Genomic DNA, 14,851 nt, shown 5'->3' with positions numbered 1-14,851 from the left:
AACGTTTATGGTGTCAGTTACGCTCAATGAAGTGCGCAAAGCCTACGCGGGTCACCCTGTCATTCACGGCATCGACCTCGAGATCCGCTCGGGCGAATTCCTCGTGCTGGTAGGTCCGTCAGGGTGCGGGAAATCCACCCTGCTGCGCATGATCGCAGGGCTCGAGGAGATCACCGACGGCACGATCGCGATCGGCGATCGGATCGTAAACGACCTCTCGGCCTCCCAGCGCAATCTCTCCATGGTGTTCCAGAGCTATGCGCTCTACCCCCATATGAGCGTGCGCAAGAACCTCGCATTTGGCCTGGGCAATCTGCGCATGGCACGGCCGGAGATCGAGCGGCGCGTGGCGGAAGCCGCCCGCATCCTTCAGATCGAGGAATTACTGGAGCGCAAGCCGCGCCAGCTTTCGGGCGGGCAAAAGCAGCGCGTCGCCATCGGCCGCGCCATCGTGCGCGAGCCGCAGCTGTTTCTCTTCGACGAGCCCCTGTCGAACCTCGATGCCGAACTGCGCGTGCAGATGCGCGTGGAACTGGCCAGCCTCTACAACAGGCTGGGCACCACCATGATCTATGTCACCCACGACCAGACCGAGGCCATGACCATGGCCACCCGCATCGCTGTGCTCAACAAGGGCAGGCTCGAACAGGTCGGAACGCCCTTCGAGCTCTACAACCATCCCCGAAACCTCTTTGTCGCAAGCTTCATCGGCTCGCCCAAGATGAATCTGCTTCAAGCCGAAGTCGGCGCCGACGGGCGGGCTGAACTTGCAGGCCTTGGCCATCTGACCCTCCCGGCGGGGATCACCACGCGCGGCAAGATCACGCTCGGCGTGCGGCCCGAACATCTCGTCCCCGGCGGGTCCGATGGCGATCTGGAGCTTCCTGGCAAGGTATCGCTGGTGGAATATCTCGGCAGCGAAGTGTTCCTCTATGTCCTGCTCTCCACGGGGCAGACCGTGCTGGCCCAGGCGCCAGGCAATGCCCCGTTCCGCAAGGACGATCCCATCACCCTTGCGTTGCGATCAGACGATATACACCTGTTCGATGCTGCTGGCCTTCGGCTGGAAAGGGCTCAGGCTTGAGCGATCTTCTTGAGCGCTTGCGCGGGATCGATATACGCAACGAACTCGGCAGCAATCCCCTGCAGCAAGCCTGGGCGCAGTCGGGCGTGCGGTTCGTCGCACGCTCCGAGCGCTATACCAGCCGCTATTACCAAGCCGTGCGCGAACTCTTCGACTGCATCAAGCCCGCCGTCGACAACACGCCGATCCTGCATGAAGGTGGCGTCTATCATGGCTGCTGGCTCGAAAGCACCGGCACCATCAACACCGAACTGCTCTCCCGCTTCCTGCCCGACATTGCCACCGCAACTTACGAGGCCTTTGCCACCCACCAGCGCGCAGACGGGCTGATCCCCTATAAGCTCACGCTGCAAGGCCCGGGCTTTTCGCAGATCCAGCTGGTCACTCCCCTCGCCCGCTGTATCTGGAACCACTACCGGCTCAACAATCCCGGCCGCGAATGGCTAGGGCAGATGTATCGTGCCATGAGCCGCTACGATGATTGGCTCGCCAGCTATCGCAACACGCTGGGCACTGGCGCCGTCGAAGCCTTTTGCACCTATGACACGGGGCACGATCTCTCCCCCCGCTTCTGGCATGTCCCCGACACGCCCTTGGGCAATGACGCCGCGACGGCCGACCCCAGCAATCCAATCCTGCCCTTTGTCGCACCGGACCTCACCGCCAATGTTGTTTGCCAGCGGCGCTATCTCGCACTGATCGCCCGGGAGCTGGGCGCGGAGCAAAACTGGAGCGACAGGGCCGGGCAGACAGAGCAAGCCCTCTACCAGCAGTGTTTCCACCCCGAAGACGGCTTCTTCTACGACCGCGATCGGCATGGGCAGGTCGTCCGCCTCCAATCCGATGTGCTGCTGCGCGTCCTCGCCTGCGAAATCGGGGACGCGGAGTTCTTCGCCGCATCCCTGCGTCGCTATCTGCTCAACACACGCAAATTCTTCCCCAAATATCCCTTCACCTCGATCGCCCTTGATGATCCCCGTTTCGATCCGGCGTTCGATCACAACAGCTGGGGTGGCCCGTCCAATTTCCTCAGCATCATCCGGGCGCCCCACGCCTTCGAGCATCATGGCCACCATGCCGAGCTTACCTGGGTCATGCAGCCCATCCTTGCAGCACTCGCTGACATGGAAACCTTCCCCCAGACGCTGAACCCCTTCACGGGCAAGGCTGGGTTCACGGAGAAATATTCTCCTTCGATCCTCTGCTATCTGGACTTCGTGGAGCGCCTTTCGGGCATCATGCCACGTTCCGATGGAACGCTCTGGTTCACCGGTCTTATCCCCAAATCGGTCATCCACCGCCAGGAAGAGCACCAAACCGCTTATGGCCGAACGGTGGACGGCACAGGGTTTGAACTGGTCAACACACCGACCCATTGCACCGTTTATCGAGACGGGAACCAGCTCTACCGCTTCCCCGCGGGCCTGCGCCTCGTGACCGATCGGCGCGGCCAGTTGCGAGCCATCCTGTCACTTTCCGCACGCCCGCAGAGTGGTCAGATAGAGACCAATAGCAAGATCATCGAGTTCACCATCGAGCCCAACCAGGAACTGGTTTTTGAGGACGGCTGCTGGCAGGTGAGACGATCGCCGGGGATCGTCTATCCCTGCTACGAATAACCCCCGTTCAGTCCGCCGCGTCGAACAGCCGGACCCGCCCCCGACCATCGCGCTTGGCGGCGTAACACGCGGCATCGGCCTGTTTGGTGAGCTGGGACGTGGAGGGCTCCCGAAACGTCACGGCCGTGATCCCCACGGACGCCCCCACCGTGAAGCTCTGCCCTTCCCAGGTGAACACAAATTGGGAAATCGCCTGCACCAGCTTTTCGCAGACAATCCGCGCATCGTCTAAGGAGCAATCGAGCAGCAGGAGCACGAATTCATCGCCCCCGATGCGGGCTGCAAAATCCCCGTTCCGGCAGGATTGGCGGATCAGGTCGGCAATGTGTTTCAGCAATTCGTCGCCCGCGGCATGCCCTGCCGTGTCGTTGACCTGCTTGAAATAATCGAGATCAATATAGCAAAGCGCGTGTTGCCGGTTTTCTTCCCGGGCCAGCGCCGCTGCACCCTGCAGCGCCTGGTCAAAGGCCGCCCGGTTCGGCAAGCCGGTGAGGAGGTCATGGCTGGCTGAATGGGCCAGTTCGCGCTGCAGATTGCGGCTGCGCGTGATGTCCTGAAACACAACGACCGCTCCCATCAGCGCGCCTGAGCTGTTTTTGAGCGGCGACGCCGTCAGCCGGATATCCCGTATGTCCCCACTGGCATGCACCAGCACGCTGCTGTCATCCACCGAAAGCGCTTCGCCTGTCGTGATGCAATCAAGAACCGGGCATGGCGGAATGGACCCGTCATCGCGCAGAAGCGTCAGCACCTGGACGGCGGGCTTGCCCACTGCCTCGGACAGGCTCCAACCGGTCAGCGCCTCCGCCGCGGGGTTCAGAAACGTCACATAGCCCTGGGCGTCGCTCGCGATGATGCCATCGGCAACGCCCTGCAGGGTCACGCGCAGGCGCTCCTTTTCATCGGCAAGCTGGCTTTCGATCTGCTTAAGCGCGGTGATATCGGTGTCCGTGCCCACGATCCGCGCCACGGCACCATTGGGTAGCCGTTCCACCGGCCGCCCGCGACTCAGGATCCATATCCAGCTGCCATTGCGGTGGCGCTCGCGATATTCAAAGGCATTGAAGCGCAATTCGCCCCTGTCCTGCCGCTCGATGGAGGAGGCGATCAACGGACGGTCGTCGGGATGCACCCGCTCGATCCAGGGACCCAGCTCAGCCTCGATGTTATCGCCCGACTCGAACCCGCGCATCCGGTACCAGGCCGGCGAGTGGTAGACCTTGTCGCGGATCAGATCATGATCCCACACGCCCTGCCCGGCCCCTTCCAGCGCATGGCTCCAGCGGCTTTCGCGCTGCGCCACCTCCCGCTGTTCCGCTTCATCGGCATCGAGCGGCATCAGCTGGACCAGCGCCAGGTCGGCTTCCCCATCCACAAGCCGCGCCGCCGTCAACAGCACGTGGCCCGCGCCCAGCCCCTCGGGCGCCCCGATCCGGCAGGCAAAACTCGCTTGCTCCCCCGACGTTGCCTGCAAAAGGGCGTTCACCCGTTCAGCTGCATCGGGATCAACAATATCCTCAAGGCAAGCCGGCGGCGCGCCGTTGAGCTTCTTCCACCCCCCATTGGCCCCAAGCACATGCCCCTGCCGGCCGATCACCGCCGCGGGATATGGCAGGTGCGAAACAAGGCTTTGGAGCGGACCGTTCGGCGGCGCCACGGGCGATATAGCCATATGGGGTTTGATTTCGCGGGCCATCTGCAACACAGGTCAGTTGGTCGATCATGCCATTGAAGGGTAAAAAATTCCCATCAATGGCCGCCCGCATTGTCATGGAATAGACCGATATCCCGCGCCCGCTTTGAGCAGGCGCGGAACAAGCAAGGAGCGTCAGCCCTGTCCGGCAGCAGCCTTGCGTGCAAGCCGACGAGCATTGTCGATCTGCTCATGCGGCAGGCCCGCCGATGGCTTTGTCGTGATCTCCCGCAGCGTTTCAAACGGCAGCTTGGGCTCGCGGCTCTCCGTTAGCAGACCATTGACCTCCTGCTCGGTATCGGTGAGCTGGGTATAGCAATAGCCGGCCAGGCTCGGGCTTTCGGCAATGGCGGTGAAGATGTCGTTGAGCCGCGCTTCGAACTCGGCGGGATCAGCCACCGTTGAATAGCCATGCCAGCGCTCGCCCTGCTTGGGCAGGAAGCTCAGCCCCCCGAACTCGGTTAGCATGACTGGCGCATCGCCCCATTGGGGATCATCCAGAACAATCCGCCGGCGCGCTGGCGCCATGCTGCCCAACATCTCTTCCACATCCGCTGGATGGTGGTAGCGACTGGTGATCCCCTTTCCATCAGGGGCATAGTCATGCACCGAGAGGATATCGGACTCCACCATTTCCCAGCCATCGTTCGAGATGACCGGGCGGCTTGAATCGAGCGCCTTGGTCAGATGGTAGAGCGCCTTGGCATAATGCTTCTGGTCAGGGCGGTCGGCGATGTAATGAACGCCCCAGCTCTCGTTGAGCGGCACCCAGGCGACGATGCAGGGATGGCTCTTGTCCCGGCGGATAGCCGCCGCCCATTCCTGCGACAGCCGCTCCACGCCCGAAGCAGAAAAGGCATAGGCGCTTGGCATTTCCTCCCAGACCAGCACGCCCAGCACATCGCACCAAAACAGGAACCGCGGATCCTCGATCTTTTGGTGAATACGCACGCCGTTGAATCCCATCTCCTTGATGAGCTCCACCTCGCGGCGGAGCGCATCGGGGCTGGGTGCGGCCAGATGCGATTCTGGCCAATAATTTTGCCCCAGTACCATGCGCAAATAATAGGGCATTCCGTTCAGCAAAAACCGCCGCTTGCCCACGGCCACGCCACGCAGGCCCAGATAACTTTCCACCCGATCCTCGCGCGCACCCTCGAGCACCAGGTCGACATCGACAAGATTGGGATTCTCGGGCGTCCAGAGCAAATGATCGCGGTGAATGCCGTTCTCGAGATGCGGCACAGCAATGTCAAAGCCCCATTCACTATCGGCAATGCTCACCGCCTGTTGGGCCAGCACCTGTCCATCCCCAGTGCGCAGCGCAATCGAGAGGTTCACCGGCGCCTGCGGCACAGTATTGAGGCGGATGTCGCACCGCACCCGCGCATTGGCGAGATCGGGGGTGAAGTGGATGTCGGTCATATAGAGGTCTGGCACGACGGTCAGCCACACCGGCTGCCAGATGCCGCTGGTGCGATGATACCAGATCTTGTGCGGCTCCTCGAGCCAGTCCTGCTTGCCGCGGGGAATGCGCACGTCCTTTGGCTGGTCCTCGGCCCGCACCACCACCACCTGTTCCTCGCCCTCAACGAGCGCATGGGTGATGTCAGCCGTAAACGGCACATGGCCCCCTTCATGGGTGGCGACACATTGCCCGTTGACCCAGACGCGCGCGGCATAGTCCACCGCACCAAACGTCATCAGCACGCGCTCGCCCTCACCGCGCGCAGGAGCCGCAAAGCTGCGGCGATACCATATCACCGGGTGAAAGCCCGTGGCGCGCAGGCCCGACAGCTTGGACTCCGGCGGATAAGGGACAATAATGGCCTGGTCGAACACATCGCTGCGCTCCCACCAGCCTTCGTGCATGCCCTGATTGCCGTCGTCATGGGCAAAGCCCCATTCGCCGCACAGATCGACCTCGCCGCTGCGGCGCACTTGGGGATTATGCCAATTGGCTGCGTTTTGGGGGTCTTTCATGTCGTGTCTCCTCGTATTCCCCGGTGCTTCGCCCGGCTTTGTCGCGCCAAAATAGCCATCTTGCCAAGGCAGCAACAGGGTCTTGCTGCCCATCAATCGATGTTATGGTGTGAATGCCATCTCCCGAGCGATGCAATGCCTGCAAGAACAACAAACGAGAACGCACATGCGTTATGACAGCCGCCTCCCCCGAGTGCTCCATGCCCTGCTCCACCTGGATCAGATGGATGCGCCCGCCACGTCCGATCTGATCGCGCAAATGCTCCAGACTAATGGCTCAACGGTCCGCCGCACCATGGCAGGCCTGCGCCGCGCCGGGATTGTGGTTGCCATAAAGGGGCATGGCGGCGGCTGGTCGCTGGGCAAGCCGCTTAGCGAAATCTCGCTTCTCGAAATCTACCAGGCGCTGGGCTCCCCCACGCTTTTCGCCATCGGCACCGATGGGGACAAAACCACCTGCGTTCTGGCTCGCGCCGCCAACAGCGCCACATCGGATGCCCTTGCCAAAGCGCGCCAGCATTTCGAGGAAGAGCTCAAGGGAGTTTCGGTTGCCGACCTCGTCGCCAATTGGAAGCCCGATATGGCGAGCCATCACGGCCACACCGGCTAACCCTTGGCCCCGCAAGGAACAATCCTAGACAAGCCGGGTTAAACAGGCTCCTGCCCTCGGAGCCAACCATGCCCCTCCTATCCCTGATACGCTTCCTTACAACCCTGTTGTCCCTCATCATCCTGGGCTTCGTGGCTTACCTTCTGTGGAGCTGGAATCAGGGCGATCTGGTTCAGGAGGCAGACGGCGACCTTGTTCGCGTAAGGGAAGACTGGCGCTTGTGGACAGCCCTCGCCCTGGGTGCCTTTTCGTTTCTGGGCAAGTTCCTCGTTCTGCCCCTTCTTGCCAAGCCTGATCGCGGCGAACCATCCCGGCAGGACCGCGGCGCCGGCCGCATCATCCCCGGCGCCCAAGGGGCACAGCTCTATGTCGAGGAGCTGGGAACGGAGAACCAGAACACGATCATCCTCACCCATGGCTGGGCCATGGACAACACGATCTGGCATTATGCCAAGCGCGATCTAAGCAAGCACTTCCGCGTCATAGTCTGGGATTTGCCGGGGCTCGGCCAATCCAAAGGGGAGATTTCGCTTGAAAGCTTTGCCGGCAATCTCGCCGCCATCGTGGAACATACAGGCGCCGAGCGGGTGGGCCTTGTCGGCCACAGCATTGGCGGCATGACCATCCAGACCCTGGCGCGCGACAACCCGGCCTTCTTCAACACCCGGATTGCGGGCGCCGTCCTGGTCAACACCACCTATACCAATCCGCTCAAGACCATGATCCTGGCGCGCTTCATGCAGGCGATCCGCTTTCCCCTGCTTGAGCCCGTCATGCGGCTGACCATCTTGCTGCAGCCGCTGGCGTGGCTCAGCATGTGGCAGAGCTATCTCAGCGGCACCGCTCACATTGCCAACCGCCTGGGCTTCGGCAAATATGTGACGCGCAGCCAGCTCGACCACGTGACGCTTTTGTCCACCAAGAACCCGCCGGGCAATATCCAGAAGGGCAATCTCGCCATGTTCCGCTGGGACGCCACGGGCGCCCTTGCTTCGGCCAGCGTGCCTGTCCTGTTGCTTGCCGGCGAGCTCGACATCGTCACCAAGCCTTTTGCCAGCGTCGACATTTCGGGCCAAGCCCGCACCAGCAGTCTCGAGACAATTGAAGGGGTCAACCACATGGGCCTGATGGAGCGGTCGGACGTTTACAACGCTGCCATGATCCGCTTCTTTCAGTCGGTATTTTGAGCCGCAACAGAGTATCATCCCATGCGCCCAAGCTTCGCCTTCACCTCGGGCTTTCTGGACCGGGCCGCCCATCTGCGTCCCGGCGGCGGCCCGCGGACCGATAGCAATGCCCAAACGCTGGTGTTCTGGCGCGGCAAGCTCCTGGCGGACGGAGAAGGGGATCCCGTGCTGGCACGCCTCGACCATCCGGCGCTGGGCGATGCCCGTGAGGCTCCGGTGTTCCTGGGTCTAACGGCAGAGGGCCCGCGCTTTGCCGTCGACCTGCCGCTCTGGTCACCGCCCGAAGATGCGGCGACGATCGGCGAATTCGTGGATCAAAGCCAGCAGGTCCACCCCGCCTGGCCGCAGGCCCATTTCGCTGAAATTCGCGGGCTAATGCCGACCCTTTTCCCTCTTGAGGGGGAAACCGTCGCCACTGCACGGGCGCTCCTTGGCTGGCACGGCACACACCGTTTCTGCAGCAATTGCGGCAAGCCGACGGAAATCGAAAGCGCCGGCTGGGTGCGCAAATGCCCCGATTGTGCCACCCAGCATTTCCCACGCACCGACCCGGTCGTGATCATGGCGATCACCCGCGGCGACCAGCTCTTGCTAGGGCGTGGCCCCTCCTGGCCACAAGGGATGTATTCGCTCCTTGCCGGCTTTGTTGAGCCCGGTGAAACAATTGAATCAGCCGTGCGGCGCGAAGTGGTGGAAGAAAGCGGCATCCTCGTTGGGCCGGTGCGCTATGTCGCCTGCCAGCCCTGGCCCTTCCCCATGTCCCTGATGTTCGGCTGCCAGGGCGAGGCCGCATCGGAAGCGATCACCATCGATCCGGTGGAGCTTGCGGACGCCCGGTGGGTCACGCGCGAGGAGGTGCATTCTATCCTCGCCGGCACCCACGACACCATCAACACCCCCCGCCCCGGCGCCATTGCGGGCGGCCTCATCCGCGCCTGGGCCGAAGGCAAGCTGCTCGATCCCGCCTATTGGGACGGCGAACTCAGTAGGTAGCCCGCCCGCCGGACAGGTCGAACACCGCGCCAGTAGTAAAACTGTTTTCCGCCGACACGAGCCAGGCCACCATATTGGCAGCCTCTTCCACCTCGAGGAACCGTCCACGCGGGATGCGGCTAAGCATATAGTCAATGAACTCTGGCTTGAGCTCATCAAGGATCCGCGTCTTGGCCGTGGCCGGGGTAATGGCATTGACGGCGATGTCGAAGCGCGCACATTCCTTGCCCACTGCCTTGGTCATCCCCACCACCCCGGCCTTGGCGGCAGCATAGGCCGACGCATTGGGGTTGCCCTCCTTGGCGGCTATGGAGGCGATGTTGACGATGCGCCCATAATTGCGCGCCTTCATGCCCGGCAACACGGCGCGATTGACATAGAACGCGCCATTGAGGTCGATCTCGATCACTCGCCGCCATTCGTCGAGGTCATATTCTTCCAGCGGCGCATTGCGTCCCGCAATCCCAGCCGAATTGACCAGGATATCGAGCCGGCCCAGATCCGCCCCGACCTTTGCCGTTGCAGCGGCCACAGCATCATAGTTGGTGATATCCACCTGCTCACTCGAAGCTGCCTCGCCCAGCTCGGCTTGGGCCGCGTCCAGAAGATCGGTGTTGAGGTCCCAAAGGCTGACCCGTGCGCCCGAAAGGACCAGCCTACGGGCAATGGCAAAGCCTAGCCCCTGCGCCCCTCCGGTAACAACCGCCACCCGGCCCTGAAGATCGATCTGGTTCATGCGCCTATCCTTATCATGGCAGGTGAAAGACCTGGACGAGATCGACCTGCGTCGGCGTGCCATCGTCATTGTAGTCCATGATATCGTCCATAAAGGCCCACCAGCGTTTATTGGCATCGGTCTTGGGCAGATCGGCCATGGCGTGGTCGTCCGAGCGGATCAGCGTGGCAAAAAGGTAATCGGTCTCCGGATCGTGCCAGATCGAATAATCCGATACCCCGGCATCCCGCAGCGCCTGCGCCAGTTCGGGCCAGATCTCGTCATGGCGTTTCTTGTATTCGGCGATCTTGCCGGGATGCACCCGCATGCGAAATGCCACGCGTTCGGCCATCAGCCTCTCCTTGGTCCTTGTATTTCTTGATTAGCCAGCAGGCATGCGGTCGGCCGCGCGGCCGAACCCTTGCGCAATCACCGTCTTCATCGCCTCGCGCGCTTCTTCGGCATTGCGGGCATGTATAGCCTGGGCGATCCGATTATGCGCCTGCACGGTGCTGACCATTGCCTCGTCGTCCTGCATGGGCGAGCTGATGGTGAACATGGCCGTTAGGGCTAGTTCCACCAGCGCGCTGATCGAGGCCATGAAGGGATTGTTCGAGGCTTCCGCCACCACGCGATGAAACTCGAGGTCGATGCGGGCAAATTCCTCGGCCGAGCGTGCTTCACCCAGCTTGCTGGCACAGGCCAGAAGCCGCGCCGCCTGTTCATCGCTCCGGCGCTCCGCCGCCAGCCCCGCCGATTCCACTTCCACGCCAATGCGGATTTCCGAAAGGCTGCGCAGGAAATCGAGATCCGGCCCCGTTTCGAAATGCCAGGCCAGCACGTCGGCATCAAACAAATTCCAGCGCTCGCGTGGCAAGACACGCGTACCCACCCGCGCCCGCGCCTCGATCATGCCCTTGGCGGCCAATGTCTTTAGCGCCTCGCGCAGCACCGTCCGCGACACGGCAAAACGCTGCAGCAATTCGGTGTCCGAGGGCAGGATTTCGCCCTCGGCATAGGCGCCGCCCACGATCGCCACCCCCAATTGCCAGAGCACCTGCGAATGGAGATTGCGCAAAGGCACGCGTCCAGCAATCGATGCGATCAGATCGCCGGATGTGCCGCCATTTGCGTGCCGCGCCGCCATGCTTCCCCCCTTTTTATCCTCGAACTAAGCACGCGTGCATAAGTGTTACAATATGAATTAGCTACCTTGTGCTGGACAGCGGCAGCGCCGTTTAGGAGGTTAGCGGCAAAAAGGAATCGCCCATGACCGCCCCCACAACGCTCGACAGCGTGCTTGCCCAGGTCGATCAGAACCTCGAGCAAAGCCTCAACCGCCTTTATGAACTTCTGCGCATCAAATCGATCTCCACCGATCCGGCCTATGCCAGCGAATGCCAGCGCGCTGCCGACTGGATCGTGAGCGAATTGTCGGGCCTGGGCTTTGACGCAGCCGCCCGCCCTACGCCAGGCCATCCCGTCGTGGTCGCCCATGCTCCTCCGGCAGGGGGCACCCATGTGCTGTTTTATGCCCATTATGACGTACAGCCCATCGATCCGCTCAACCTCTGGCACACCGATCCGTTCGAGCCCCAGCTCAAGACCGATAGCAATGGCCGCAAGATCATCGTGGCCCGCGGCGCTTCGGACGACAAAGGGCAGATGATGACCTTTATCGAAGCCTGCCGCGCCTGGAAGGCCGCGACCGGTTCCCTGCCCGTCCAGGTTTCGCTGATGCTGGAAGGCGAAGAAGAATCGGGCGGCAAGAATTTGCCGGCTTTCATGGAAGCCAATCGTGACGAACTGGGCGCCGCCGACATTGCCCTCATCTGCGACACTGACATGTGGGACCGCCAGACCCCCTCCGTCACCACCATGCTGCGCGGCCTGGTGGGCGAGGAAATCGAGATCACCTGCGCCAACAAGGATCTTCATTCCGGCATGTTCGGCAATGCCGCGCGCAACCCCAATCAGGTGCTCGCCGAAATTGTTGCAAGCCTGCGCGCCCCTGACGGCAGCGTCACGCTTCCGGGCTTCTACGACGACGTTGCCGAAATCTCCCCCGAGCTCAAGGCGCAATGGCAGGGCCTGGAGTTTGACGAGAAGCAGTTCCTGGGCGATGTGGGCCTGTCACAGCCCGCAGGCGAGCAAGGCCGCTCGGTGCTCGAAACGATCTGGGCTCGCCCCACCTGCGAAATCAACGGCATGAGCGGGGGTTATACCGGGGACGGCTTCAAGACCGTCATCCCCTCCAAGGCCAGCGCCAAGATCAGCTTCCGGCTAGTTTCAGGCATGCAGCCCGAAAAGATCCGCGCCGCTTTCCGCAAGCATGTCCAGGATCGCATCCCCGCCGATTGCTCGGTCACCTTCACGCCCCATGGTGGCTCCCCCGCCATCACCGTGCCCAGCGAAGGCATCCACCTCCGCCAGGCGCTTGATGGCTTATCGGGCGAATGGGGCAAGCAAGCCGTGATCACCGGCTCGGGCGGCTCAATCCCCGTCGCTGGCGATTTCAAGAAGATCCTCGACCTCGACACGCTTCTGATCGGCTTTGCTCATGTGGATGACCAGATCCACTCGCCCAACGAGAAATACGATCTCGAAAGCTTCCACCGCGGCATCCGCTCCTGGGTGCGCGTCCTGGCGACCTTCGCGGCGTAGAGGTCCGCCCACCCTATCCCATCCACAGTGTCATCCCGGGCTCGACCCGGGATCCATCCCGAGATGTACGGTCGGCCTACCCGGGCTGCCCACCCAAGGTCTGCACGGCCCTGGCTCCCGCCGCAATGCCTGCAAGCAGCGCCGCCCGCTCACCCTCGCCCCGCACATGCGCCGCCAGGAACCCGGCGGCGAAGGCGTCGCCTGCCCCGGTACTATCAACCACCTGCACAAGCTCGGCGGGGAGCGTGAGCCGCACGCCATCACACCCGCCCAGCGCCGCCCCCTGCGCACCCAGCTTGACAACGACATTGCCGTAATGGGCACCCAGCACCCGCATCTGCTCCTCAAGACCCGCGAAACCCGTCAGCGCCTCGGCCTCGCTTTGATTGGCAAAGATCCAATCCGCCTCTGCAGTCCACCGGAGAAATGGCGCTGGCCCGACCTCCGCGAGAAACCCCACCGACGCCGCATCAACCGCAAGGGCAATGCCCCACTCTTTGGCGCGCGCAAACAAATCCATCACCGCCCCACGCGGTCCCGGCGCAAAAAAGCTGTACCCCGACACCATCACGAGGTGCACGCCATCGAGCAATTCGTCCGGCAAGTCCTGGGCACAAAGGCGCAGATTTGCCCCGCGGTCAGTCAGAAAACTGCGCTCCCCATCGGGATCAACAATAGTGACCAGCACCCCCGAAGGCTGCTCGTCATCCCCCGCCAGCCGCGGCTCCACGCCTCGCCCGCGAAAATAGCTTTCGAGCCCCGCCTTATCGTCAGCGCCCACCCGCGCTGCAAACAAAACGTCTGCCCCTATTGCACCCAGCCACACAGCCTGGTTCGCCCCCGACCCACCGGGGCGACTGCGCACCTGGGCGCGCCGGTCCGATCCCTTCACGATCGGGCCTTCGGGCACCACGATCACATCGGTCATCACATCCCCGACAACGAGGATCCGACCGCTCATGCGGTAAAAATCTGCGGCTTCTTGCTCATAGCCACCGCGATCTGCGCGGCCACCTTGGCGTTGTTTTCCACCAGCGCAATATTGGCTACCAGCGACTTGCCTTCGGTAAGCTCGAAAATGCGCTTAAGCAGGAACGGCGTCAGCGCCTTGCGCGACACACCCTCCTGCTCGGCACCACGGATCGCCTCGGCGATGCGCGCCTCGATCGCCTCGGCATCGAGCTCGTTTTCCACCGGGATCGGATTGGCGACCAAAATGCCGCCCAGCCCCAGCGCGATCTGCGTGTGCATCACCTTGGCAATGTCTGCCACATCATCGAACCGGTGATCGACCTTGTGCCCGCTCCGCCGCGCCCAGAAGGCCGGAAAGTCTTCCGTGCCATAGCCCAGCACCGGCACGCCATTGGTTTCGAGCACTTCAAGCGTCTTGCCGATATCAAGGATCGACTTGGCGCCTGCGCAAACCACCGCTACCGGCGTGCGGCCCAATTCTTCAAGGTCCGCCGAAATATCAAACGTTTCCTCGGCGCCCCGGTGCACCCCGCCAATGCCACCCGTGGCAAACACATGAATGCCCGCTAGCGCCGCAATCTGCATCGTGGTCGCAACCGTGGTGCCCGCAATTGCACCCTGCACCAAAAGCGCCGACACATCGCGCCGCGAGGCCTTGGCCGCCTTGCCGCCCTCCAGCGCCAATCGCTCCAGATCTTCCCCCGAAACACCCACGCAAAAGCGCCCATCCATGATGGCGATGGTTGCTGGCACGGCGCCATTGCTGCGGATCACCCCTTCCACATTGCGCGCCATTTCCCCATTCTGCGGATAGGGCATGCCATGAGTAATAATGGTGGATTCCAGCGCCACCACAGGCTTGCCGTCATGCAGAGCCTGCCGGACCTCCGGGCTGATGGACAAATAGGCCTTTGCGCTCATGGGTCTGGGCTCTCTGTTAGGGCTCGTCCGGGCCGCGGGGGACCCTCTTGCCAAAGGTTTTGCTCCTTGCTGCGACAACGCGTCAAGCCCTTCGAAAATGGTGGGCTAAACCGCTTGTCGCAAGGGCAATTTAGCCTTAGGGTCCCCCCTGTTGTTCTGGCGAGAAAGGGCACTTCGCTGCAGACGCTCATTGTTGATTGGTTGGATTCAACCGATCGATACGCACCCCGCCCGGGGCAGAGTTCAGCCAAGTTCTCCAGCGCCTTCAGGCGCCGGGCCGCCGCATCCCTTTTTTCCAAGCCGCCGATCACTACAAGATAAGCGCATGCTGTCGCGCCTGCCGCCTTGGGCAGGGATTATTCCATGCTGCGCGTGAGCGCAGCGAACACTTATCCACCGACCCTCGAACA

13 protein-coding genes are annotated in these 14,851 nt (G+C 62.4%); 6 read left to right on the top strand and 7 right to left on the bottom strand.

Annotated elements, in window-relative coordinates; genetic code table 11:
- The first annotated feature begins 7 nt into the window (after positions 1 to 7).
- Entirely contained in the window at positions 8 to 1,084 is a 1,077-nt protein-coding gene (locus tag DDE77_RS14305; RefSeq protein ID WP_108398163.1) for an ABC transporter ATP-binding protein, read from the top strand.
- Positions 1,081 to 2,703 carry an MGH1-like glycoside hydrolase domain-containing protein gene (locus DDE77_RS14300; protein ID WP_108398162.1) on the top strand — a complete coding sequence of 541 codons (1,623 nt, stop codon included), beginning with the start codon at positions 1,081 to 1,083 and terminating at the stop codon, positions 2,701 to 2,703. The genes DDE77_RS14305 and DDE77_RS14300 overlap by 4 nt, the downstream gene beginning before the upstream one ends.
- Before the next feature lie 7 nt (positions 2,704 to 2,710).
- Here DDE77_RS14300 and DDE77_RS14295 read toward each other — a convergent pair whose 3' ends face one another.
- On the bottom strand, positions 2,711 to 4,375 hold the full coding sequence (locus DDE77_RS14295) for a diguanylate cyclase domain-containing protein (protein WP_170116529.1): 1,665 nt from the start codon (positions 4,373 to 4,375) through the stop codon (positions 2,711 to 2,713).
- 156 nt (positions 4,376 to 4,531) lie between these two features.
- Entirely contained in the window at positions 4,532 to 6,379 is a 1,848-nt protein-coding gene (locus DDE77_RS14290) for a glycoside hydrolase family 2 protein (RefSeq protein WP_108398350.1), read from the bottom strand.
- Between the two features lie 166 nt (positions 6,380 to 6,545).
- Here DDE77_RS14290 and DDE77_RS14285 point away from each other — a divergent pair, with 166 nt between their 5' ends.
- The 3 genes from DDE77_RS14285 (at position 6,546) to nudC (ending at position 9,169) form a co-directional block, all read left to right on the top strand.
- A complete protein-coding gene (locus DDE77_RS14285; protein ID WP_108398160.1) occupies positions 6,546 to 6,989 on the top strand; it encodes an Rrf2 family transcriptional regulator in 444 nt (147 codons plus the stop codon).
- A 68-nt stretch (positions 6,990 to 7,057) separates the two neighbouring features.
- Positions 7,058 to 8,176, top strand: a complete 1,119-nt coding sequence (locus tag DDE77_RS14280; protein ID WP_108398159.1) for an alpha/beta fold hydrolase — start codon at positions 7,058 to 7,060, stop codon at positions 8,174 to 8,176.
- Between the two features lie 21 nt (positions 8,177 to 8,197).
- Positions 8,198 to 9,169, top strand: a complete 972-nt coding sequence (gene nudC, locus DDE77_RS14275; protein ID WP_108398158.1) for an NAD(+) diphosphatase — start codon at positions 8,198 to 8,200, stop codon at positions 9,167 to 9,169.
- Here nudC and DDE77_RS14270 read toward each other — a convergent pair.
- From DDE77_RS14270 to DDE77_RS14260, 3 genes are read right to left on the bottom strand one after another with little or no spacing between them, the layout of a single operon-like run.
- Complete coding sequence (locus tag DDE77_RS14270) at positions 9,159 to 9,905, bottom strand: SDR family NAD(P)-dependent oxidoreductase (RefSeq protein ID WP_108398157.1); 747 nt, start codon at positions 9,903 to 9,905, stop codon at positions 9,159 to 9,161. The genes nudC and DDE77_RS14270 overlap by 11 nt on opposite strands.
- Positions 9,906 to 9,918: 13 nt before the next feature.
- A complete protein-coding gene (gene rhaM / locus DDE77_RS14265) occupies positions 9,919 to 10,236 on the bottom strand; it encodes an L-rhamnose mutarotase (RefSeq protein ID WP_108398156.1) in 318 nt (105 codons plus the stop codon).
- Positions 10,237 to 10,266: 30 nt separating this feature from the next.
- Positions 10,267 to 11,031, bottom strand: a complete 765-nt coding sequence (locus tag DDE77_RS14260) for a FadR/GntR family transcriptional regulator (protein WP_108398155.1) — start codon at positions 11,029 to 11,031, stop codon at positions 10,267 to 10,269.
- A 122-nt stretch (positions 11,032 to 11,153) separates the two neighbouring features.
- On the opposite strand from DDE77_RS14260, the gene DDE77_RS14255 reads away from it, so the two are divergent.
- Entirely contained in the window at positions 11,154 to 12,548 is a 1,395-nt protein-coding gene (locus DDE77_RS14255; RefSeq protein ID WP_108398154.1) for a M20/M25/M40 family metallo-hydrolase, read from the top strand.
- Positions 12,549 to 12,624: 76 nt separating this feature from the next.
- Here the strand turns inward: DDE77_RS14255 and DDE77_RS14250 are convergent, their stop codons facing one another.
- Positions 12,625 to 13,509, bottom strand: coding sequence for a carbohydrate kinase family protein (locus tag DDE77_RS14250; RefSeq protein WP_108398153.1), 885 nt, complete (start codon positions 13,507 to 13,509; stop codon positions 12,625 to 12,627).
- A complete protein-coding gene (locus DDE77_RS14245) occupies positions 13,506 to 14,441 on the bottom strand; it encodes a pseudouridine-5'-phosphate glycosidase (RefSeq protein WP_108398152.1) in 936 nt (311 codons plus the stop codon). Before DDE77_RS14245 ends, DDE77_RS14250 begins: the two co-directional genes overlap by 4 nt.
- Between the last annotated feature and the right edge of the window lie 410 nt (positions 14,442 to 14,851).

It is taken from the genome of Devosia submarina (genome assembly GCF_003056345.1).
GTDB lineage: Bacteria > Pseudomonadota > Alphaproteobacteria > Rhizobiales > Devosiaceae > Devosia > Devosia submarina.
This window is presented reverse-complemented; position numbering and strand designations above follow the sequence as displayed.

Bases quoted from the DNA above. Each gene is read 5' to 3' on its own strand.
- DDE77_RS14285 (WP_108398160.1), top strand. From the start codon at position 6,546: ATGCGTTATGACAGCCGCCTCCCCCGAGTGCTCCATGCCCTGCTCCAC.
- DDE77_RS14250 (WP_108398153.1), bottom strand. From the start codon at position 13,509: ATGAGCGGTCGGATCCTCGTTGTCGGGGATGTGATGACCGATGTGATC.
- DDE77_RS14295 (WP_170116529.1), bottom strand. From the start codon at position 4,375: ATGGCTATATCGCCCGTGGCGCCGCCGAACGGTCCGCTCCAAAGCCTT.
- DDE77_RS14290 (WP_108398350.1), bottom strand. From the start codon at position 6,379: ATGAAAGACCCCCAAAACGCAGCCAATTGGCATAATCCCCAAGTGCGC.
- DDE77_RS14260 (WP_108398155.1), bottom strand. From the start codon at position 11,031: ATGGCGGCGCGGCACGCAAATGGCGGCACATCCGGCGATCTGATCGCA.
- nudC (WP_108398158.1), top strand. From the start codon at position 8,198: ATGCGCCCAAGCTTCGCCTTCACCTCGGGCTTTCTGGACCGGGCCGCC.
- DDE77_RS14280 (WP_108398159.1), top strand. From the start codon at position 7,058: ATGCCCCTCCTATCCCTGATACGCTTCCTTACAACCCTGTTGTCCCTC.
- rhaM (WP_108398156.1), bottom strand. From the start codon at position 10,236: ATGGCCGAACGCGTGGCATTTCGCATGCGGGTGCATCCCGGCAAGATC.
- DDE77_RS14305 (WP_108398163.1), top strand. From the start codon at position 8: ATGGTGTCAGTTACGCTCAATGAAGTGCGCAAAGCCTACGCGGGTCAC.
- DDE77_RS14270 (WP_108398157.1), bottom strand. From the start codon at position 9,905: ATGAACCAGATCGATCTTCAGGGCCGGGTGGCGGTTGTTACCGGAGGG.
- DDE77_RS14255 (WP_108398154.1), top strand. From the start codon at position 11,154: ATGACCGCCCCCACAACGCTCGACAGCGTGCTTGCCCAGGTCGATCAG.
- DDE77_RS14245 (WP_108398152.1), bottom strand. From the start codon at position 14,441: ATGAGCGCAAAGGCCTATTTGTCCATCAGCCCGGAGGTCCGGCAGGCT.